The organism is Thiomonas sp., assembly GCF_054608695.1.
In genome coordinates, this window is the sequence record NZ_JBTRXV010000005.1 from 94136 (window position 1) to 112667 (window position 18532).

At 64.2% G+C, this 18532-nt stretch carries 17 protein-coding genes; 11 read left to right on the top strand and 6 right to left on the bottom strand.

All coding sequences use genetic code 11. The annotated features are described in order from the left end of the window. The first annotated feature begins 128 nt into the window (after nucleotides 1-128). Both ACYCUK_RS04300 and ACYCUK_RS04305 read left to right on the top strand, forming a co-directional pair. Nucleotides 129-752 (top strand): MarC family protein, encoded by a 624-nt coding sequence (locus ACYCUK_RS04300; protein WP_461593596.1) that lies wholly within the window; start codon nucleotides 129-131, stop codon nucleotides 750-752. 297 nt (nucleotides 753-1049) lie between these two features. Beyond that, nucleotides 1050-1826, top strand: a complete 777-nt coding sequence (locus ACYCUK_RS04305; protein WP_461593597.1) for a sulfite exporter TauE/SafE family protein — start codon at nucleotides 1050-1052, stop codon at nucleotides 1824-1826. Between the two features lie 34 nt (nucleotides 1827-1860). On the opposite strand, the gene ACYCUK_RS04310 is transcribed toward ACYCUK_RS04305, so the two are convergent. Together ACYCUK_RS04310 and ACYCUK_RS04315 are read right to left on the bottom strand one after the other, a co-directional pair. After that, a complete protein-coding gene (locus ACYCUK_RS04310; protein ID WP_461593598.1) occupies nucleotides 1861-2835 on the bottom strand; it encodes an MBL fold metallo-hydrolase in 975 nt (324 codons plus the stop codon). A gap of 168 nt (nucleotides 2836-3003) precedes the next feature. After that, nucleotides 3004-4134, bottom strand: coding sequence for a cytochrome-c peroxidase (locus ACYCUK_RS04315; protein WP_461593599.1), 1131 nt, complete (start codon nucleotides 4132-4134; stop codon nucleotides 3004-3006). Between the two features lie 243 nt (nucleotides 4135-4377). Here ACYCUK_RS04315 and mnmG point away from each other — a divergent pair, with 243 nt between their 5' ends. Genes mnmG through ACYCUK_RS04340 form a run of 5 tightly spaced genes read left to right on the top strand, consistent with a single transcriptional unit; the run spans nucleotide 4378 to nucleotide 9448 of the window. Continuing rightward, nucleotides 4378-6306, top strand: a complete 1929-nt coding sequence (gene mnmG / locus ACYCUK_RS04320; RefSeq protein ID WP_461593600.1) for a tRNA uridine-5-carboxymethylaminomethyl(34) synthesis enzyme MnmG — start codon at nucleotides 4378-4380, stop codon at nucleotides 6304-6306. Between the two features lie 13 nt (nucleotides 6307-6319). Continuing rightward, nucleotides 6320-7087: a 16S rRNA (guanine(527)-N(7))-methyltransferase RsmG gene (gene rsmG / locus ACYCUK_RS04325; protein ID WP_461593601.1), complete on the top strand. Its 768-nt coding sequence runs from the start codon at nucleotides 6320-6322 to the stop codon at nucleotides 7085-7087. A 9-nt stretch (nucleotides 7088-7096) separates the two neighbouring features. Then, nucleotides 7097-7891 (top strand): ParA family protein, encoded by a 795-nt coding sequence (locus ACYCUK_RS04330; RefSeq protein ID WP_461593602.1) that lies wholly within the window; start codon nucleotides 7097-7099, stop codon nucleotides 7889-7891. 4 nt (nucleotides 7892-7895) lie between these two features. Further along, nucleotides 7896-8537, top strand: a complete 642-nt coding sequence (locus ACYCUK_RS04335; protein WP_461593603.1) for an RBBP9/YdeN family alpha/beta hydrolase — start codon at nucleotides 7896-7898, stop codon at nucleotides 8535-8537. Beyond that, complete coding sequence (locus ACYCUK_RS04340; protein ID WP_461593604.1) at nucleotides 8534-9448, top strand: ParB/RepB/Spo0J family partition protein; 915 nt, start codon at nucleotides 8534-8536, stop codon at nucleotides 9446-9448. Before ACYCUK_RS04335 ends, ACYCUK_RS04340 begins: the two co-directional genes overlap by 4 nt. Before the next feature lie 370 nt (nucleotides 9449-9818). On the opposite strand, the gene ACYCUK_RS04345 is transcribed toward ACYCUK_RS04340, so the two are convergent. Both ACYCUK_RS04345 and ACYCUK_RS04350 read right to left on the bottom strand, forming a co-directional pair. Next, entirely contained in the window at nucleotides 9819-11048 is a 1230-nt protein-coding gene (locus ACYCUK_RS04345; protein WP_461593605.1) for an FIST signal transduction protein, read from the bottom strand. Nucleotides 11049-11307: 259 nt separating this feature from the next. Then, the gene (locus tag ACYCUK_RS04350) at nucleotides 11308-12159 is read right to left on the bottom strand and encodes a PhaM family polyhydroxyalkanoate granule multifunctional regulatory protein (protein ID WP_461593606.1); all 852 of its coding nucleotides are present in this window, start codon (nucleotides 12157-12159) and stop codon (nucleotides 11308-11310) included. Between the two features lie 253 nt (nucleotides 12160-12412). On the opposite strand from ACYCUK_RS04350, the gene ACYCUK_RS04355 reads away from it, so the two are divergent. Continuing rightward, nucleotides 12413-12652, top strand: a complete 240-nt coding sequence (locus ACYCUK_RS04355) for a hypothetical protein (protein ID WP_461593607.1) — start codon at nucleotides 12413-12415, stop codon at nucleotides 12650-12652. 40 nt (nucleotides 12653-12692) lie between these two features. Here ACYCUK_RS04355 and ACYCUK_RS04360 read toward each other — a convergent pair whose 3' ends face one another. Continuing rightward, nucleotides 12693-13679 (bottom strand): fumarylacetoacetate hydrolase family protein, encoded by a 987-nt coding sequence (locus ACYCUK_RS04360; protein WP_461593608.1) that lies wholly within the window; start codon nucleotides 13677-13679, stop codon nucleotides 12693-12695. 203 nt (nucleotides 13680-13882) lie between these two features. Here ACYCUK_RS04360 and ACYCUK_RS04365 point away from each other — a divergent pair, with 203 nt between their 5' ends. Further along, nucleotides 13883-15193 carry a DUF3108 domain-containing protein gene (locus ACYCUK_RS04365; protein ID WP_461593609.1) on the top strand — a complete coding sequence of 437 codons (1311 nt, stop codon included), beginning with the start codon at nucleotides 13883-13885 and terminating at the stop codon, nucleotides 15191-15193. A 76-nt stretch (nucleotides 15194-15269) separates the two neighbouring features. Here ACYCUK_RS04365 and ACYCUK_RS04370 read toward each other — a convergent pair whose 3' ends face one another. Then, on the bottom strand, nucleotides 15270-16058 hold the full coding sequence (locus tag ACYCUK_RS04370; protein WP_461593610.1) for an EamA family transporter: 789 nt from the start codon (nucleotides 16056-16058) through the stop codon (nucleotides 15270-15272). A gap of 187 nt (nucleotides 16059-16245) precedes the next feature. Between ACYCUK_RS04370 and ACYCUK_RS04375 the strand changes: the two genes are divergently transcribed. Both ACYCUK_RS04375 and ACYCUK_RS04380 read left to right on the top strand, forming a co-directional pair. After that, entirely contained in the window at nucleotides 16246-17061 is an 816-nt protein-coding gene (locus ACYCUK_RS04375) for a methyltransferase, TIGR04325 family (RefSeq protein ID WP_461593611.1), read from the top strand. Nucleotides 17062-17305: 244 nt separating this feature from the next. After that, complete coding sequence (locus ACYCUK_RS04380) at nucleotides 17306-18277, top strand: cupin domain-containing protein (RefSeq protein WP_461593612.1); 972 nt, start codon at nucleotides 17306-17308, stop codon at nucleotides 18275-18277. The last annotated feature ends 255 nt before the right edge of the window (nucleotides 18278-18532 follow it).

An 18532-nucleotide genomic window follows, 5' to 3' on the forward strand; every position in this document is an offset into this window, starting at 1 on the left:
CAAGGTCGCTCCGCAGGCGCCGCGCGTGCGCGGTGTCGGGCCATGGCCTTGTCGGGCAACTTCGGCCAGGCACTTCCTGCAGCGCCCGCCAGGCACTACGCTTGTGGCTGCGCATCCACACCCACGCCATGAATCTCATCAAACCTTTGGTGGCGCTGCTGGCCATCGTCAACCCTCTGGGCGTGATTCCATTTTTCATCGCCTTCACTGAAAACTTCACGCCGGCGCAGCGCCAGCGTACCATTCTCATCAGCGCGTTCTCCGCTTTTATGGTCATTGCCGTCAGCGCACTCATCGGCATCGATCTGCTGCATTTCTTCGGCATCTCGCTGGCATCTTTTCAAGTTGGCGGTGGCATGCTGCTGCTGGTCTCGGCATTCAGCATGCTCAATGCCCATCCGGGCGCCGTCAAATCCACGCCGGAAGAGGTGGATGAAGCCGTTGCCAGCGACAGCGTCGCCGTCGTGCCGCTGACCATCCCCCTGCTCACCGGCCCGGCCACCATCAGCACGGTCATCATCTATGCCAATAAGGCGCATCACTGGACCGACCAGTTCGTGCTGGTGGCCTACGGCGTGATCATCGCCCTGGCTTGCGCGCTGGCGTTTCGTGCGGCCCAACCCATTGCCAGGGCACTGGGCAAGACCGGAATCAACGTGATGACGCGACTCATGGGCTTGATTCTGGCAGCGCTCTCGGTGGAAATGATGAGCGACGGCTTGCTCAAGCTATTCCCCGGCCTGGGACATTGAGCCGAACGGTAGCCCAATTTTGCTGCAATGCACCAAAATAGCTCGGGTTTTCCCGCGTGCGCCTTTGCTTGTATGCCTCAATAATCTTGCGTGTTCGCAATGCTCACGCGTCAAATGACACAAGGGGAGCACTGAGGAGACAGCCCATAGGGGTTGCGGTCCACCGCAAAATCCCCAAGCCATCAGCGGCCATATGCTGAAACGGGCGCCCGAACCAGCGGTTCAGGCGCCTTTTCTTTTTCGCACCACGGCGGCGCGTCCTCATGCACCCGTCATGCAATCCTCCATCTCCCGCCTATGGACTATGGCCTGTTGACCCTGGCCCTTGCCGCGCTGGCCGCCGGCTTTGTGGATTCCATTGTGGGCGGCGGCGGGCTGATCCTGGTCCCGGCGCTGTTTTCGGCTTTCCCCACCACGCCACCGGCAACCTTGTTCGGCACCAACAAGGGCGGTGCCATCTGGGGGACTTCCGCGGCCATGCTGTCTTTCCTGCGGCGGGTTCGTATCCCCTGGAGCACGGTTTTGCCGGCCGCCCTGGCTGCCTTCGTCGGGTCCTTCTTCGGCGCGCTCGCCATATCGCATATTGAATCGGGCGATTTTCGCAAGGCATTGCCTTTCATTCTCACCATCGTCCTGGTCTACACCCTCTGGCGCAAGGATCTGGGGCATCATCACAAACCGCACCTGACAGGGCGTACCGAGACGGTTCTTGCGGCGATTGGCGGCGGCGTCATTGGTTTTTATGATGGGTTTTTCGGGCCGGGAACGGGGAATTTTCTGGTGTTCCTGTTCGTGCGTGGTTTTGGCTATGACTTTCTTCACGCCACCGCCAGCGCCAAAGTTGTCAACGTCGCCTGCAACTTGGCCGCGCTCATCCTGTTCGCGGCCAAGGGCCATGTGATGTGGCCTTACGCGGCACTCATTGCCGTGAGCAATATCACTGGCAGTGTTTTGGGTACGCGCTTGGCGATGCGCCGTGGCACGCACTTCGTCCGCTGGATGTTTTTGGCCATCGTTGCGCTGCTCATTGCCAAGACCGCCTGGGACGCCTTTTTCGGCGCGGCTGCCCGCTGAGATTGCATGGGCAGCGGCCGCGTTGGGTCGTGGCCTATTTCTTCAGCGTCTCCTGCTGCATCTCCAGGTAAGCGGTGTAGGCATTCAGCCGGTTGGCAGCGTCGAAGGCCGGCATGGACTTCCAGCGTCCCCAGTCGACGCGGTCATAGGCCTCATCAAAGGAGAGCATGTCGTCCGCGCCCCGGCCCATTTGCGCCATGAGAAACTGCAAGTAGTCCCGCGTCATGGTGATGCCCGGCATCGGGTCCTTCGAGGGCTGGCCATGCCCAGGCACCACCCAGGCTGCATCCAGCGTCGTCATCTTGTCCATCGACGCCAGCCAGCCGCGCAGATTGGCTCCAACGACATAAGGCACCCGCCCCTGGAAGAACAAGTCGCCAGCGAAGAGCACCCGGGGCTCCTGCGCCCAGAGCAGAATGTCCTCGGCCGTATGCGCCGGGCCGGCATAGATGATCTTGAAGTGGGTGCCGCCCATCTCGAAATGGGTGTCGCCATTCAGCCAGCGATCGGCGGGGACGATTTTTTGGTTTTCGTCCACGTCGGGAAACAAGTCACGCTGACGTTGCTGGAGACGCTGCTTGAAAAGGTCCGTGCCCAACTCATGTCTTGCTTTCACGTCCGCCCAAATTTCAGCCCCCTGATCCTTGAAGGCCTGCAGGCCATAGAAATGGTCCGCGTGGTAATGGCTCACGATCACGAGTTTGATGGGTTGATCCGTGACGGTCTTGATGGCCCGCACCAGGGCTTCGCCCAGCACCGGCGTGCCCAGGGTATCGAAGACCACAACCCCAGCCTTGGTGATGACGAACCCGGCATTGGAGTTGAATCCCCGATTGGCAGAACTGGCGGGACCTGCCTCGCCCACGGCGACATAGACTTGTTCGCTTAGTTTTTTCAGCTCAATGGTCATCGCCGGAGGCGCAGCATGGGCGGACGCCAGGCCCATCAGAAGCAGGGCGATGGCCCAGGACCAACGGGTGAACTGACGCAACGGGGCTGTGTATTTCATGGCTTGCTCGCTCTTCGGTTGAGCTTGTTGTAACCGAGTGTAGCCGCCTTTGGGCTCGCTTCCAGCGAGCCGCACAAAACGATGGGGCTGTTCCACGTGGAACAGCCCCAGAACGTACTGACCGCACTGGCTAGAAACCAGACACTTATGACAGTTGCGTCGCAAACCTCATTGCGCCTTGGTTTCCTCCGCCGTTTTCTCCAACTTTGCAACGTGCATCATGATGGTCGTGCCAGGCGTTTGCGGCTCACGTGGCAAAGTTTCTTTCGGGAACTTGCCTGTCAAACTGTTCATGAAGGCCGAAATAGACTGAACCTGTCCGTCTGTCAGCGACTTGTTCAACTCGCAAACCGCCATGATCCGTATGGCATCGGACAGTTTTTGGACCGATCCGTTATGGAAGTAAGGCGCTTCAAGCGCAACATTTCTCCAGCTTGGGACCTTGAACTTATGCTCATCCGAAACTTTGTGAGTCACGTCAAATCGGCCCGGGTCCTTCATGAGATCATATTTCTCCATATCACTCGAGCAAGCTGGATTCTTCGCGTAAACCGGAAACTTCTGGTACCAACCGGTGCCCATGGGCGTGCCAGGATTGTCAAACATGGCCCCACTATGGCACATCACACACCCTTCGGACTTCACAAGACGCATGCCCTGAACTGCGCTCGTGCTCATCGCCGACTTATCACCCTTGACATAACGGTCATACGCGCTGTCTGGTGTCACCAACGTGCGTTCATAGGTTGAAATGGCTTGCACAACATGTTCGAACGTCATCGGGTCTTTGACCCCAAAAACCTGGACAAACTCTTTGCTATAACCCTTAATTTCCTCCAAGCGATGGACCACAGCCGCCCCATTCGGCATACCCATTTCAATCGGATTCAGCAAAGGCCCTTTGGCCTGGCCTTCGAGGCTTTTCGCACGACCATCCCAGAACTGAACCGTGTTGAAGGCAGCATTGAAAACTGTCGGGGCATGGCGTGACACATCCACCCGGCCCAGGACACCAAACGAAAGCGGCAGGCTATCACTTCCATTACTGGTGACCCTATGGCATGAATCACAGGAGACATTGCCACTCAATGAAATCCTTGGGTCGAAATACAGCTGTTTGCCAAGGGCGATCTTCTGTGGCGTCATGGGATTGTCAGCTGGAACAGGAACCTTGCTCGGGAACTCCCCGAAAGCAAAAGCGGAACCCAGTCCTGCGAGCGTGACCCCTGCGGCAAGGGCGGCACGAAAGAATGTCGCCTTGATGACGGGGCGAAAGGAAAGACAGAGGGGGGCATTCATGTCAATCGACTCCATCAATAAGAAATGAAGCATGACCTTATTTCAGCTCACTTACATGAAACTTAAATCCATTTTGCACGGCATTTAGACGAATCATTGCCAGTTGCTAATGGAATTTTTTCGCATTTAGCACCGCGGGACTACAACCTGCGCACCCAAGCACTGGAATGTTCCACGTGGAACATTCCAGTGCTGAAACGAAGCTCGACCTACAATGAGAACGTTGCAAGGGATACGTCACGTATGGATTACCCAAAAAATTTCGATGTCATTGTCGTCGGCGGTGGCCATGCCGGCACCGAAGCAGCGCTGGCGGCTGCGCGCGTGGGCGCGGCGACTTTGCTGCTGACGCACAACATTGAAACCCTGGGTCAGATGTCGTGCAATCCGTCCATCGGTGGCATCGGCAAGGGCCACCTGGTGAAAGAAATCGACGCGCTCGGCGGGGCCATGGCAGCAGCCACCGACGAAGCTGGCATCCAGTTTCGCGTCCTCAACGGCAGCAAAGGCCCGGCGGTCCGAGCGACTCGCGCCCAGGCAGACCGACTGCTATACAAAGCCGACATCCGCAAACGGCTCGAAAATCAGACCCAGCTCTGGCTATTCCAGCAGGCCGTCGATGATCTGATGATCGAATCCACCGGGCAGGGCGATCGCGTCAACGGCGCCATCACGCAAAGCGGGATCCGCTTCCGTGCGCGCAGCGTGGTGCTCACGGCCGGCACCTTCCTCGACGGCAAAATCCACATCGGCCTGGACCATTACGCCGCAGGCCGCGCTGGCGACCCTCCCGCCATTTCGCTCGCGCAGCGCCTTCGCGAACTGAAGCTGCCGCAAGGGCGTCTCAAAACGGGTACGCCGCCGCGTATCGATGGTCGCAGCATCGACTTTTCCAAGATGGAAGAGCAGCCCGGCGACCTCCATCCCGTTCCCGTCTTCAGCTTCCTCGGTCGTGCCGAACAGCATCCAACACAGGTCCCCTGCTGGATCACGCATACCAACTCGCGCACCCACGACATCATCCGCGGCGGCCTCGACCGCAGCCCGATGTACACTGGCGTGATCGAAGGTGTCGGACCGCGCTACTGCCCCAGCATCGAAGACAAGATTCACCGCTTTGCCAGCAAGGACGCCCACCAGATCTTCCTCGAGCCGGAGGGTCTGAGCACCCACGAGTTCTATCCCAACGGTATTTCCACCAGCCTGCCATTCGACGTGCAACTCGAACTGGTGCACAGCATTCCGGGTTTGGAGCAGGCGCACCTGCTGCGCCCAGGATACGCCATCGAGTACGACTACTTCGACCCGCGGGCGTTGAAAACATCGCTGGAAACACGGGCCATCGGCGGCTTGTTCTTCGCCGGGCAAATCAACGGCACCACGGGCTACGAGGAGGCTGCGGCGCAGGGTCTACTGGCTGGGACCAACGCCGCGCTGCAGGCGCAGGGGCGCGAGCCTTGGTGCCCGGCGCGCGACCAAGCCTATCTCGGCGTGCTGGTCGACGACCTCATCACCAAGGGTGTGAGCGAGCCCTACCGCATGTTCACCAGCCGCGCCGAATACCGCCTGAGCCTGCGCGAAGACAACGCCGACCTGCGCCTGACCGAGGCCGGTCGCAAACTCGGCCTGGTAGACGACGCCCGCTGGGACGCCTTCTGCCGCAAGCGCGACGCCATCGAGCGCGAGCGCCAGCGTCTGCGCTCCACCTGGGTGCAGCCCGAGACCTTGCCGCCTGCGGAGGCGCTGCAACTCGTCGGCCAGACGATCGAGCGCGAATACCGGCTCGAAGACCTGCTGCGCCGGCCGGAAGTCGAATACAACCGCCTGGTCAATGCGCTCGAGGGCCGCTTCGCCCCGCCGGAGGCCCTGCAGCCTGAAGAGGCCGAGCAGGTGCAAATTGGCGTGAAGTACGCCGGCTACATCGACCGGCAGCAGCAAGACGTGCTGCGCGCGGCCGAGTACGAGCATCTATCCCTGCCGGCCGATCTCGACTACGACGCCGTTTCCGGCCTGTCCATCGAGGTGCGGCAAAAACTGGGGCGCGCACGGCCGCAAACCCTGGGCCTAGCCTCACGCCTTTCTGGCGTGACGCCGGCTGCGATCTCGCTCTTGCTGGTGCATTTGCGCAAACGCCGGTTGCGCCCCGCGGCCGCACCGTCACAAGCCGCCTGATTCGCCATTGCCGATGCAACGTCTCCCCGCAAGCCGTGCCAAAGAACATGCCTCGGCCGTCCATGGCCAGGCCAACGTCATCAGCCCCACCAGCCGGCGGCAACACCCTGCCGAGAACGCGAGCGCATCCGAGCGCCTCGACCGTCTGCTGCTCGCGCTGCAATTGCCAGCCACCCCCACGCAGCGCGCGCAGCTCCTGGCCTATCTCGAGCTGCTCGAACGCTGGAATCGGGTCTACAACCTCACCGCGGTGCGCGCGCCGCAGCAGATGTTCACCCTGCATCTGGCGGATTGCCTCGCCCTCGTGCCGAGCCTGGCCGCACGGGCGCCGCGGCGCTTGCTGGATGTCGGCTCCGGCGGCGGCTTGCCCGGGCTGGTGCTGGCCATCATGCTGCCCGAGATGCCGATCGTGTTGAATGACGCAGTGCAAAAAAAGTGCGCGTTCATGCAACAAGCGGCGGCCGAATTGCGCTTGCCCCAGGTCCAGGTGGCGCATGGCCGGGTGGAGCGCCTGACGCAGCCCAGTTTCGACTGCATCACCAGCCGGGCGTTCAGCGACCTCGGCACCCTGATCCAGCTCACGACGCCTTTGCTGGGCGAGGGCGGCTGCTGGGCCGCGATGAAGGGCCATGCGCCGCAAGCCGAATTGGCCGCTTTACCGGTCGAGATCGACGCCCATGTGGAGGCACTGACCGTGCCCGATCTGGATGCGCAACGCTGCGTGGTATGGATGCTGCGGCGCAGCAATTCAACGCCGCCCAACCCCGTGCAAGGTCAGTAAGGGAACCCCATGGCATCGGTCTTTTGCATCGCCAATCAGAAAGGCGGGGTCGGCAAGACCACCACCTGCGTCAACCTTGCCGCCGGGCTGGCCCAGGTCGGCCAGCGCGTGCTGCTGGTCGACCTCGACCCGCAGGGCAATGCCACCATGGGCTCGGGCATCGACAAGCGCGGCCTCGCGCCCAGCGTCTACCAGGTGCTGCTGGGCATGGCTGGCGTGGCCGAAGTCCGCCGCCACAGTGACAGGGCCGGCTACGACGTGCTCGGCGCCAACCGCGAACTGGCCGGCGCCGAAGTCGAGCTGGTGGACCTGGAGCGGCGCGAACACCGGCTGAAAGACGTGCTCAAGCCGATCGCGCCGGACTACGACTTCATCCTCATCGACACGCCACCTTCGCTCGGTCTGCTCACCCTCAACGGCCTGTGCGCCGCGCATGGCGTGATCGTGCCCATGCAATGCGAGTATTTCGCCCTCGAAGGCCTGTCGGACCTGGTCAACACCGTGCGCCAGGTCCATGCCAAGTTCAACCCCGAACTCGTGCTCATCGGCCTGCTGCGGGTGATGTTCGACCCGCGCATCACCCTGCAGCAGCAGGTCAGCGAACAGCTCAAGACCCATTTCGGCGCCAAGGTGTTCGAGAGCGTCATTCCGCGCAACGTGCGCCTGGCCGAGGCGCCGAGCTACGGCCAGCCCGGTGTGGTGTTCGACAAATCCAGCCGGGGCGCGGTCGCCTATATCGAGTTCGCCCAGGAAATGGTGCGCCGCGTCCGCAGTCCGGCTACGGCCTCCGTGGCTGCCGCCTGAAGCCATGATCGCCGCTCCCACCGTTCTGCTGCTGCCCGGCTGGCAAGGCTCGGGGCCCGAGCACTGGCAAAGCCGCTGGGAAGCGCTGCATGGCGACCTGCGTGTGCAGCAACACGATTGGGACGCCCCACTGCGCGGCGACTGGATCTGCCAGCTCGAAGAAGCCGTCAACCAGGCCCCTGGGCCCGTGCTGCTGGCCGCGCACAGCCTGGGCTGCCATCTCGTCGCAGGCTGGGTCGCGGCCAGTCCGAACTTCAGCCCGTCCAGCAACAACCGCGCCGGGCGGGTGCTAGCAGCCTTGCTGGTGGCGCCGCCCGACTTGACCCGCGCCGACTTGCCGCCCGCCCTGCACAGCTGGACTAGCCACCCGCTGCAGCGCCTGCCATTTCCGGCGCATCTGCTGAGCAGCAGCGACGACCCGTTTTGCAGCACCCAGGCCGCGGCACGCATGGCCGCAACCTGGGGCGCCCGCCACACGGATGTCGGCGCGCTCGGGCATATCAACAGCGCCAGCGGCCTGGGCGACTGGCCGCAGGGCCGCGCCTGGCTGCAGGAACTGGCTGCGGCTGCCGTGGCGGCGAACCCCGCCGGTTCGGTGGCACCGCCAGCAGCAGCATCCCCATTCCATTCATCGAACCTCCCATGAGCGCCAATCCCTCCACTCCGCCGCCGGCTTCCGGCAAAAAACGCAAAGGCCTGGGTCTGGGCCTCGAAGCCCTGCTCGGCGCGCAAGGGGCCGATATCGCCCCGGCCGGCAGCCCCTCCAGCCTGCCGCTGGAAGTCCTGGTGCCCGGCAAATACCAGCCGCGCACCCGCATGGACGAGGGGGCGCTGTACGAGCTGGCCGAGAGCATCAAGGCCCAGGGCGTGATGCAGCCCATCCTGGTGCGCCCGCTGGGCGAAGGCCGCTACGAGATCATCGCCGGCGAACGCCGCACCCGGGCCGCCCGGCTGGCCGGGCTGGACGTGGTGCCGGTGCTGGTGCGCGAGGTGCCCGACCAGGCCGCGCTGGCGATGGCGCTGATCGAGAACATCCAGCGTGAAGACTTGAACCCGCTGGAGGAGGCCCAGGGCATTCAGCGCCTCATCGCCGAGTTCCGCTTCACCCACGAACAGGCGGCGCAGGCGGTGGGGCGCTCGCGCACCGCGGTGAGCAATCTGCTGCGCCTCATCAACCTTGCCCAGCCGGTACAGGCCATGTTGCTGGCCGGCGACCTGGACATGGGCCACGCCCGCGCCCTGCTGGCGCTGGACGGCGCCGCCCAGGTGCAAGTGGCGCAACAAGTGCATGCCAAGCGCCTGTCGGTGCGCGAAACCGAGCGCCTGTGCGCCCGCGCCGCGCAAGACGGCAGCGCCAAGCCACGCGCCGCTGCAGCGCCGGACCGCGATGCGCGCGAGCTGCAACGCATCGAAACCGAGCTGGCCGAGCATCTGGCCGCGCCGGTGCACATTCGCGTCAAGGGCAGCGGGGCCGCCTTGCGCGGCGAAATCAGCCTGGGCTTTCACTCGCTCGACGAGCTCAACGGCCTCATCGCCCTGCTGCGCCCAGCGGCCTGAGCCGCGCCCAAAAGTCCGCCAGCCGGCTTTGCCTCCTGCAGGGGTGAAGGGAGTCCGGTTGCAAAAACCGCATGCCCTTGGCAGCCCAGCACTGCGCCCCGACACTGCAACTCCACCCGCTTGATTTGCCTTGGGGTCTTACCGTGGAGCGCGCGCCATCATGGGGCTTTGGTCATCGCCATCGGGCCGCAGGGCCGGCAGGCCTCTGATCTGGCCGCTGGTTGTTCTGCTCGGGCTTGGCGCATGGCTGCCGGCTGCATTGCTGGCGCAACCGCCTCCCTCTGCGCCTTCTGCTCCATTGGCGCCGGCCGCAGCGCCGGCTTGGCTGCTCGCGAGCCTAGCCAGGCTTGGCCGCAAGCTAAGCGAGCACTTACATTGCCGGGTCTTCGCTGAAGACGGTCAACACCCCGGTGTAGCCGTAAAGGCGGTCACCGGCAATTTCCCCGGCGGCGAAAAAGCCGATCAGCGGCATGTCGCCCAGATGCTGGCGGACCAACGCCAGCTCAGCCGAAGGTCCGCCGAAATGCGCCCCGCCACGGCCGGTGCATGACACGTAGACCGCCCCACGCGCCGGCACCGAAGCCCGGGACGCACCAGCGCTGGCGGCGGCATGCGGCAACGTGGTGGCCATGCGCGCCTCGCGGCGCTGCTCCAGTTCCTCGCGCACTTCGGCACACAGGCGGATCAGGTCACGCCGCGCCGCGTGCACATCGCGCCGGCAAAAGCGCAACAGCATGCCCGGCTCGGGAGAGCCGGCAATGGCCACGCCGCGCCCGGATGGGTCCACGCCGATGAGATGGCGCATGGAGGTTTCCGCGCCTATGTGGCGCGGCATGGGCCGCGCCTCGGCAACGCCCGGCGACAGTCCCGCCAGGGTGGCACGCAGCCGCGGCGCCAGACGGGGAAGTTCCAGCACCTCCTCGCCCAGGTCCCGCAGCAGCAAGCCCAGCGCCGGTTCGCCGTCGAGGGCGTAAATCACGTTCTGCGTGCAGCGGGTGATGGCACGCGGCGGCCCCACCGGCTCGCAACCCTGGGTGAGCCCGCCGGCCAAGGCCACCCGCGCGGAAAACGCCACGCCCGAAATGCCACCTCGGAACACGCCGTCGGCAATCTGCACCGCCGCCTGGCGCGACGACACCAGGCCGCCCCAGACCCGGTTCGACGCCGTGCGCCCAGCCATGTCGCGCACCAGGTCATCCATGTCCGGCGTCGCCGGGTCGCCATGCACCAGCGCGGTCTCGGCGCCGCGCCAACCCGTGGATGCCGGTGCCAGCGGCTTGAGTCCGGAGAACACGCGGAAGTCGCGCAAGGGAATTTGCAGCAACATCAAAGCCAGCGCGGGCTGGTCGAAATACTCCTGCCCATCGGCCGCGATGCCCACGCCCACGCCGCCGACCCAGTGGGCCACCCCGGTGCGGGCGCGTAACGCCGCCAGCAGCGCCTCGGCAGCGGGGGCGAAAGCCTCGGTGAAGTAGACGATGCCCAGATTCGGCCGCGCAATCGTGTCGGGCTGCGCTCGCGCGCGCGCCACTTGGCCCAGCGCCTGCTCCAACGCGGCGGTCCAGTGGGTGTGGCTTGAGTGGGCAGTGATGAAGCGCATGAAGAATGGTGAAACGAAGGGCTTGGATCGAACGGGCCGGACGACACCGGGCCGACTCCACAAGGGCACGATGCTAGGGCTTGTCGACGCTATTTTCACGCCACGGCTGCGGCCAGGTGCGGATGGCTGCCAAGAGCCGGACGCCGACAAGGGTCACGCTCAAGCGCTGAGCCAGAGTCTTGTCCAACCTTCGGCAAGCCACGTCAGCAGCAAACCCGTCGCTTGCAGCCTTTGCTCTGCGCCTGCACGCTGCAGCGTGTTATTTGCGCCGCGTCTTGCTTGCTGCCGAGCGCGGCGCACCGGCGGCCTTGCGCACGGAGCTCGGGGCGCCCTGGGTTGGGGCTTGGGTCGAGACTTTGGCGGCGGCTTTGGCTGGGGATTTGGCCGCGGCTTTGGACGCCGCCCGACCACCGGAGCCGCGCACGGCGGATTTGGGCTTGCGCGCCACGGGCTTGCTGGCGGATCGACGCGCAGGCGAAGGCGGCGATTCGGATGCACCGGCAACGCCAGCCGCAGCACCACCCGGCGGCATGGGCCAGGGGCTTTCGCGCAACGCCTGCGTCGCCACCTGGGAGAACTGCTGGCTCACCGCATTCCACCACTGCATCGGGTCCATCACGCCTGGCAGGGCTGATGCAGCGCCTGACGACTCGGCCGTGGCGTGCTGCGCTGCCGCCCCGGACTCCGATTCAGGCTCTGGTTCTTCGTCCCAAACCGCTTCGGGCTCAGGCTCATCCTCCGCTTGGGATTCCTCCGCGTTCGTCGCGCCACCGGCCGACGGCGCGGCCGCAGCGCCCATGGTCTGGGCGCCGGCCTGCATGGCCTCGGTCATGCGACTGGCCAGATCGCCCAGATCGACATTCATGGTCTTCAGCGCCGACAAGGTCATGCGCTGCACCTCCAGGGTCTGAATCGTGGCCTGGGTCAGGCGCGCGTTGGCCTCCAGCCATTGCAGCACCGCTTTCAAGTCGGTGATCTTCTGCTCCAGCTCCTTCGGGTCCATGGTCGGCGCCATCCAGCTGGCAAAACCCGTGGGCATGCCCGAGCCCTTGAGCAGCGACTGGAAAAACTCCATGCCGGGCATGGCTTGACCTTGGGTGTAGGGGTTCATGGCGGGCCTCGCAAGCGATGCGGCCAGCATAGCGCCGCCTGCAGGGCTTGGAAACATGGCTTGGCTGCGCGTGGTGACAAGCGCTTACATCGACAGGCCGCAGGCTGTCGCAATGCGGCGCGCCGCAACGTTACAGAGCCAAGCCCAAACCGCCAAATGGCGTGAACGGCGAAACGCAAACCCGCAACCATCGCCCGCAGGCAAAGCCAACCAACAACCTGTCGCCCGCAGGCCCATCTCAAGGAGTTATTGCATGCAAAAAATCATCGCCACCATCGCCCTGGGCAGCGCGCTCATCGCCGGCCTGCCGCTGGCCAGCGCCGCGCCGCAGCCGCATATGCATGAAGCCCTGCGTGCGCTGGTGGCCGCGCGCCAACAGCTGCAAGTCGCCATCCCCAACAAGGGCGGATGGCGGGTGCATGCCATCGCCCAGATCGACCAGGCCATCGCCTCGGTCAAGGCCGGCATCCGCTACGGCAACCAGCATCCCTGACCACGGCGGCGCCTGACACCGGCCTGATGCCGGCGCAGCATCACGCTGCGCCGGCCTGCACCACCTTCTGCTCGATGGCGCCGAACACGCTCTTGCCCTGCGCGTCGAGCATGTCGATGCGCACGCTGTCGCCGAAATGCATGAAGGCGGTGCGCGCCTCGCCATGCTCGATCATCTCCAGCGCACGCAGCTCGGCGATGCAGGAGTAGCCGCGCGCGCGGTCCTGGCTCGACACCGTGCCGGAGCCGACGATGCTGCCCGCCGCCAGCACCCGCGTCTTGGCCACATGGGCGATGAGCTGGCCGAAGTGAAAGCGCATCTCCGGCCCGGCGTTGGCCGAGCCCACCAATTGACCGTTCCAGTGCACCCGCATGTCCAGGTGCAGACGCCCGCCTTTCCACGCCGTGCCGAGCTCATCGGGCGTGACCGCCACCGGGCTGAAACCGCTGGCGGGCTTGCTCTGGAAAAAGCCGAAGCCCTTGGCCAGTTCGGGGGGAATGAGATGACGCAAGCTCACGTCGTTGGCCAGCATCACCAGGCGAATGTGCTCCAGCGCCGCATCGGCCGTCGTGCCCATCGGCACATCGCCGGTGACCACCGCCACCTCGGCCTCGAAGTCGATGCCCCAGTCTTCGCTGGCGGCCTCGATGGCATCGCGCGCACCCAGCATGTGGTCGCTCGCGCCCTGATACATCAGCGGGTCGGTGAAAAAACTCTGCGGTATGTCGGCACCGCGCGCCTTGCGCACCAGCTCCACGTGGTTGAGATAGGCCGAGCCGTCGGCCCACTGGTAGGCGCGCGGCAGCGGCGCCATGCATTGCGCCGGGTCGAAGGCGAAAGCCTGCGCCGCGCGCCCGGCGTTGAGCGCGTCCGACAAGTCCTGCAATTGCGGTGCGGCGAAATCCCAGTCGTCCAGCGCCTGCTGCAATCGGGTGATGCCTTGCGTGAACACGGCATGTTTGAGATCGCGCGACACCACGGCGAGCTGGCCGTCGCGCGATCCGTCTTTGAGGCTTGCGAGTTTCATGGAATGGGGGCCTGCTGGCCGCGATGCTGAAGGATCCGGACGATTCTAGGAGCGCGTCGGACTCGGGGTGTGCAGGCAAAAGCCGCGAGCTTGCACTCCGGCGGCGACACACGACAGACCAAGCGCGCACCGCATGCGACCACATGCCCGTCCCGCCGATTCGCCTCGGGCGCGAGCGTCGAGCCGCGCGGCACAATGCGCACATGCCGCGACCACATCCGCCAACACGCGCCCGACCCCCAAGCCCAGGAGGCGGGCCGGGTTGGCGCCTGATGGGGGTCTGGCTGGCACTGGTGCTCGTGCTGCATGCCCTGGCGCTGCACGCGCTGGGCGATGCCTTCGCCCCGATCGAGCCCGGGCGCCTGCCCGAGCCCATCTTCGCGCGCCTGCTCATGCCCAGCGCCCGTCCGGCCCCAAGTGCCACGCCCGCACCCACCACGGCCGCCGCGCCACATGCCGCCGAGCCTGCGCGCGGCTTGCAACTGAGACCGGCTTCCCCCCAGGCGGCAGCGTCCCGGCCCGAGATCGCGGCCTCGCAAACCCAGACCGGCATGGGGCCGCCGCCGGTGGAGTCCGCGCCGCCCGTGGCGCGCTCCCTGGGTGGGGGGGATGCGTCCGGCCAGGTGGCGGTTTCGCGTCCGCCCGCGATGGCGCCATCGGCACCGCCATTCCCCGCCCCGGCTGCGACGCCAACCCCGCCGGCGGTCGCGTCGAGTGCGCCGTCCACAAAGCCCGGCATGCAGACCGGGACGGCGCCAGGCGGCGCCTCCCAAGCGGCGAAGCCAGCCAGTGCCGCCGGGACCATCCAGCCCGCCGCGACAACAACAGCAGAGGTAGCCAGTTCCACCGCATCGGCGCCGGCTTCGACACCCGCCACAACCGACGCCTTCGGCTGGCCGCCATCGACCGAATTGCGCTATGAACTCAGTGGCAACTACCGCGGCCCTCTGCATGGCGACGGCGCGCTGCTGTGGGTGCGCGACGGCAACAGCTACCGGCTTGAAATCTCCGGCGCCGCGCTGGTCAGTTTTTCCTACACCAGCACCGGGCGCATCGACGGCAACTGGCTGGCGCCCGACCGCTATGTCGAGCGCATCTTCACGCGGCGCAAGGCGGTGAATTTCAACCGCGACAAGGGCACGCTCAGCTTCTCCGCCATCAGCACCGTCATGCCGCTGTCGCAACACCTGCAGGACAGCGCCAGCATCTTCATGCAGCTCGCCCACCAGCTCAGCACCCAGCCGCAGGATTTCCGCGTCGGCCAACATCTGGCCTTCGAAGTGGCCCGGCCCAGCGGCACCACCACCTGGGACTTCACCATCCTCGGGCAGGACACGCTGCAAACCGGCGTCGGCCCGCTCGTCACCTGGCACCTCGCGCACCCGGCCGACTCCCACGGCCTCGGCGCCGAGGTCTGGCTGGCTCCCGCGCTGCAAAACCTGCCGGTGCAAATCCGGCTGCAACAATCCGCCGACAACTACCTGCTGTTCAGCTTGCGCGAAGCGCGCCAGTAGTGGTTGCGACTGAGACAACAGGGTTGGTGCGCCCCTCCCAACCATCGATTTCCGCCACACCGAACGGGTGGGGCACTCAACCCAGGCGCGCGCCGGCGGGCGCTCGCGCAACACCAGGCGGGCCAGCACCACGCCAAACAGCATCGGACGTTTCGCGCAATGCCGCCACCGGCGCCACCGGGGCAATGGTCATGGCCCACAGCGCCAGCGCATAAGACACCAAGCTGCTTGCACCACCACCCAAGCCGCGCTGCAGATCGGTCCAGCGCAAACTCTCCAGCAAGCGTCGGGGCGCCATCGAAGCCCACCTGCCGCGCAGCAGCCACGCCAAGGTCGGCAGCGCGGTGAGCGGGAAGATCCACAAGGCATAAGCCCCCAATGCGCTGCAGAGGCGGGCGCCGGCGGCACCGTTCAGGGTGTAGGCGGCGATGACCACGGCATTGGCCAGGGCGGGGATGCTGGCCTCGGCTTCGCCGGGCCGCCAGCGGCTGCGCATCAGCAGCACCCCGGCGCAGATAGCCATGACGCCGATCCAGGCCACGGGGGTCAGCGGCTCGGCGAACCACCACACCGCCGCCAGCAACACCAGCTGGGGCGCCACGGCCACACCGGCACGCGCATACGCCGCAGCCGGCAGACCGAAGTAAGCCACATGCAGCAAGGCCGAGAACAACAGATGCGGCCATGCCGCCGGTGCTGGCTGGCGCAAAAAGGGCAATGCCGACAGGGCCAGCACCGCGCCTCCCGCCACCACCAGCGCGGTTTCCAGATGCCGGTCCCGGCGCGCTGCCACGTTCCAGCACGCGTGCAGCATGGCCCCGGCCAGCACGGCGACAAAGGCTTGCGGCGGGGTGGTGGCGTCCATGCGGATAAAAGTCGCCACTTCAAAGTGATTTGACAAACGATCCCCCGCTAAAACGGGGTGCACAACAGCCATTCTCAGCCTAAGCTAGAACGATAGACCATTCCACTCCAAGCCTCTGCTCGCAAGTGGGTGGGGATGTGTGATCAGGGAACACTTCGACTTCTTTCATCTGTTTTTCATTCACATTATGACAAGAATAAAAAGTCTTCTGAAATCTGTAACGCCAACATTCGTCCTTGACGCACGCGCACAGCGAAATTTTTTTGCGAAGCCTGGTTGGTACGCCACACATCTAGGTGCATTTAATTCATTCGGAGAAGCGAACGAGTATATTAAAAAATATAGTATTCCCGCTGGTTTCAAGCTCAATCACGACGAGTGGCTGAAGGAACGAATGAAGTTAAGTTCCCATGACTATCCAGTATTGTTTTGGCTTTACAACATACTTAATTCAAAGAATCTCACGACTATATTTGATTTTGGCGGCTCTGTCGGCGTTAGCTATTATGCATTTTCAAAATATTTTACTTTCTCCTCTAATTTGCTATGGACTGTATGCGAGCTACCCGAAGTCGTAGATTCCGGCAATCGAATAAAAGAACACCTGGACGGTGAACACCTATTTTTTACAACTGACCAGCAACTGATGCAAAAAGCCGATATTTTTTATACCTCCGGAGCCATTCATTACATAGAAGAGAAATTACATGAGCTTTTAGAAAAATACAACGCAAGGCCCGAATACATCATTGTCAACAAAATTCCATTGTCGCCGGCAAGCGAATTTGTAACGATTGAGAGTGGCGGTGGTAGTGGATATTATCCATGCAAGATTGAGCGAGAAAGTTCATTCATCGCCTCCATGAAGAAAATTGGGTACGATGAACAAGACCGATGGAAATGTGTGGAGCATAAGATGAATGTAATTTTGCATCCAGAACTCTCGTTTACTTCATTCAGAGGGTTTGTTTTCAAAAAAGTAACCGTTGCCAAGCACGATTGAACCGAGAACCGCCCCTTTCCCGCCAAACTGCAGGACACCAAGCGGCGCGGCGGCGAACGCTTGCGGAGGGGTGGTGGCGTTCATGCAGATCAAAAGTCGCAATTTCAGACTGATTCGACAAATGACCCCCCGCTAAAACGGGATGCCCTAAAGCCCTTCTCAGCCTAGGCTACGGACGATAAACCGCTCCGCCCCGAGCCTCTGCTCGCAAGTGGGCGCGCATGAATGATCAAGGGGAGAAGCTATGAGCTTGGTGCAAACATCGGATGTCTGTGGGTCGGGTTTGGACCGCCCAAAAGACGCTTTGCTCGCGCAGGCGCAAGGGCACCTTCACGCTGTCGATCCGGCCCAGTTTTCCAGCCACCGCATCAGCCCCATCCGGCACGATTTCGACCGCCACCCGCTGATGCAACTGCCCCGTCTGGCCCAGCTGGCGCACGACCTCATGCCCAGCCGGCAGTGCCGCTTCATTCGCCCCGGCAGCTCGCAAACCTCGGAGTTCTTTCACACCCCCAAGACGCCTGACGGCCAAGACATCGACGCGGTGTTCGCCCGCATCGAGGAGCCCGGCTCGTGGGTGGCGCTGTACAACGTGCAGACCGACCCGCATTACGCCGCCTTTCTCGACGAAGTCATGGCCAGCGCCCGGCCGCTGATCGAGCCGTCGCAGCCGGGGCTGTTTCGCGTCGCCGGCTTCATCTTCATTTCCGCACCACCTTCGGTGACGCCCTTCCACATCGACCGCGAGAACAACTTCTGGCTGCAGATTCGCGGCCGCAAGATCATGACCGTGTTCGACCACCGCGACCGCGCCGTGGTGTCCGCGCGCGAGGTGGAGGAATTCATCGTGCACGGCTCGCTGGCCAAGGTCCGGCTCGATCCCGCCTTGCGCGATCACGGGCGCGATTTCGACGTCGGTCCGGGCGACGGCGTCTACTTCCCCGCCACCTCGCCGCACATGACCCGCACCACCACCGATTGGGTGCGCCCGGGTGATGGGGTGTCCATCTCCATCGGCGTCGTGTTCTACACCGCCGTCACCCGCCACCTGGCGCGGGTGCACCAGTGCAACCGCGTGCTGCGCCAACTCGGGCTGCAACCCAGCTTCCCCGGTGCCAGCGCCTGGCGGGATGCGCTCAAGGCGCCGCTGGGGCGGGTCATCGCGGCTTCGCGCGTGCACTGGCGCAACCATGTCGCGCCACCCGGGGCGTACTGAACACCCGGCGCCCCACAAACGGCGCCCACCCCGGGCCCGCACAGGCCCCGGACATGAAAAAGGCCCGGAACCGCAACGTTCCGGGCCTTTTGGGTTTGGCGATTCGCCGCAGCTTACTTGCCAGGCAGCGCCGGGATCATCCAGGATAGCCAGTGTTGTTGGGCGAAGACGAGCAAGCCCAGCAGCAGGGTGAGCAGCACACTGTGCCCGAAGGTGCGGGCGAACACCACGCCCTCGTGGCCCTTCAGGTCCGTC

Excerpts from the sequence above, each read along its gene's own strand:
- ACYCUK_RS04300 (WP_461593596.1), top strand. The coding sequence starts at position 129 with ATGAATCTCATCAAACCTTTGGTGGCGCTGCTGGCCATCGTCAACCCT.
- ACYCUK_RS04305 (WP_461593597.1), top strand. The coding sequence starts at position 1,050 with ATGGACTATGGCCTGTTGACCCTGGCCCTTGCCGCGCTGGCCGCCGGC.
- ACYCUK_RS04310 (WP_461593598.1), bottom strand. The coding sequence starts at position 2,835 with ATGAAATACACAGCCCCGTTGCGTCAGTTCACCCGTTGGTCCTGGGCC.
- ACYCUK_RS04315 (WP_461593599.1), bottom strand. The coding sequence starts at position 4,134 with ATGAATGCCCCCCTCTGTCTTTCCTTTCGCCCCGTCATCAAGGCGACA.
- mnmG (WP_461593600.1), top strand. The coding sequence starts at position 4,378 with ATGGATTACCCAAAAAATTTCGATGTCATTGTCGTCGGCGGTGGCCAT.
- rsmG (WP_461593601.1), top strand. The coding sequence starts at position 6,320 with ATGCAACGTCTCCCCGCAAGCCGTGCCAAAGAACATGCCTCGGCCGTC.
- ACYCUK_RS04330 (WP_461593602.1), top strand. The coding sequence starts at position 7,097 with ATGGCATCGGTCTTTTGCATCGCCAATCAGAAAGGCGGGGTCGGCAAG.
- ACYCUK_RS04335 (WP_461593603.1), top strand. The coding sequence starts at position 7,896 with ATGATCGCCGCTCCCACCGTTCTGCTGCTGCCCGGCTGGCAAGGCTCG.
- ACYCUK_RS04340 (WP_461593604.1), top strand. The coding sequence starts at position 8,534 with ATGAGCGCCAATCCCTCCACTCCGCCGCCGGCTTCCGGCAAAAAACGC.
- ACYCUK_RS04345 (WP_461593605.1), bottom strand. The coding sequence starts at position 11,048 with ATGCGCTTCATCACTGCCCACTCAAGCCACACCCACTGGACCGCCGCG.
- ACYCUK_RS04350 (WP_461593606.1), bottom strand. The coding sequence starts at position 12,159 with ATGAACCCCTACACCCAAGGTCAAGCCATGCCCGGCATGGAGTTTTTC.
- ACYCUK_RS04355 (WP_461593607.1), top strand. The coding sequence starts at position 12,413 with ATGCAAAAAATCATCGCCACCATCGCCCTGGGCAGCGCGCTCATCGCC.
- ACYCUK_RS04360 (WP_461593608.1), bottom strand. The coding sequence starts at position 13,679 with ATGAAACTCGCAAGCCTCAAAGACGGATCGCGCGACGGCCAGCTCGCC.
- ACYCUK_RS04365 (WP_461593609.1), top strand. The coding sequence starts at position 13,883 with ATGCCGCGACCACATCCGCCAACACGCGCCCGACCCCCAAGCCCAGGA.
- ACYCUK_RS04370 (WP_461593610.1), bottom strand. The coding sequence starts at position 16,058 with ATGGACGCCACCACCCCGCCGCAAGCCTTTGTCGCCGTGCTGGCCGGG.
- ACYCUK_RS04375 (WP_461593611.1), top strand. The coding sequence starts at position 16,246 with ATGACAAGAATAAAAAGTCTTCTGAAATCTGTAACGCCAACATTCGTC.
- ACYCUK_RS04380 (WP_461593612.1), top strand. The coding sequence starts at position 17,306 with ATGAGCTTGGTGCAAACATCGGATGTCTGTGGGTCGGGTTTGGACCGC.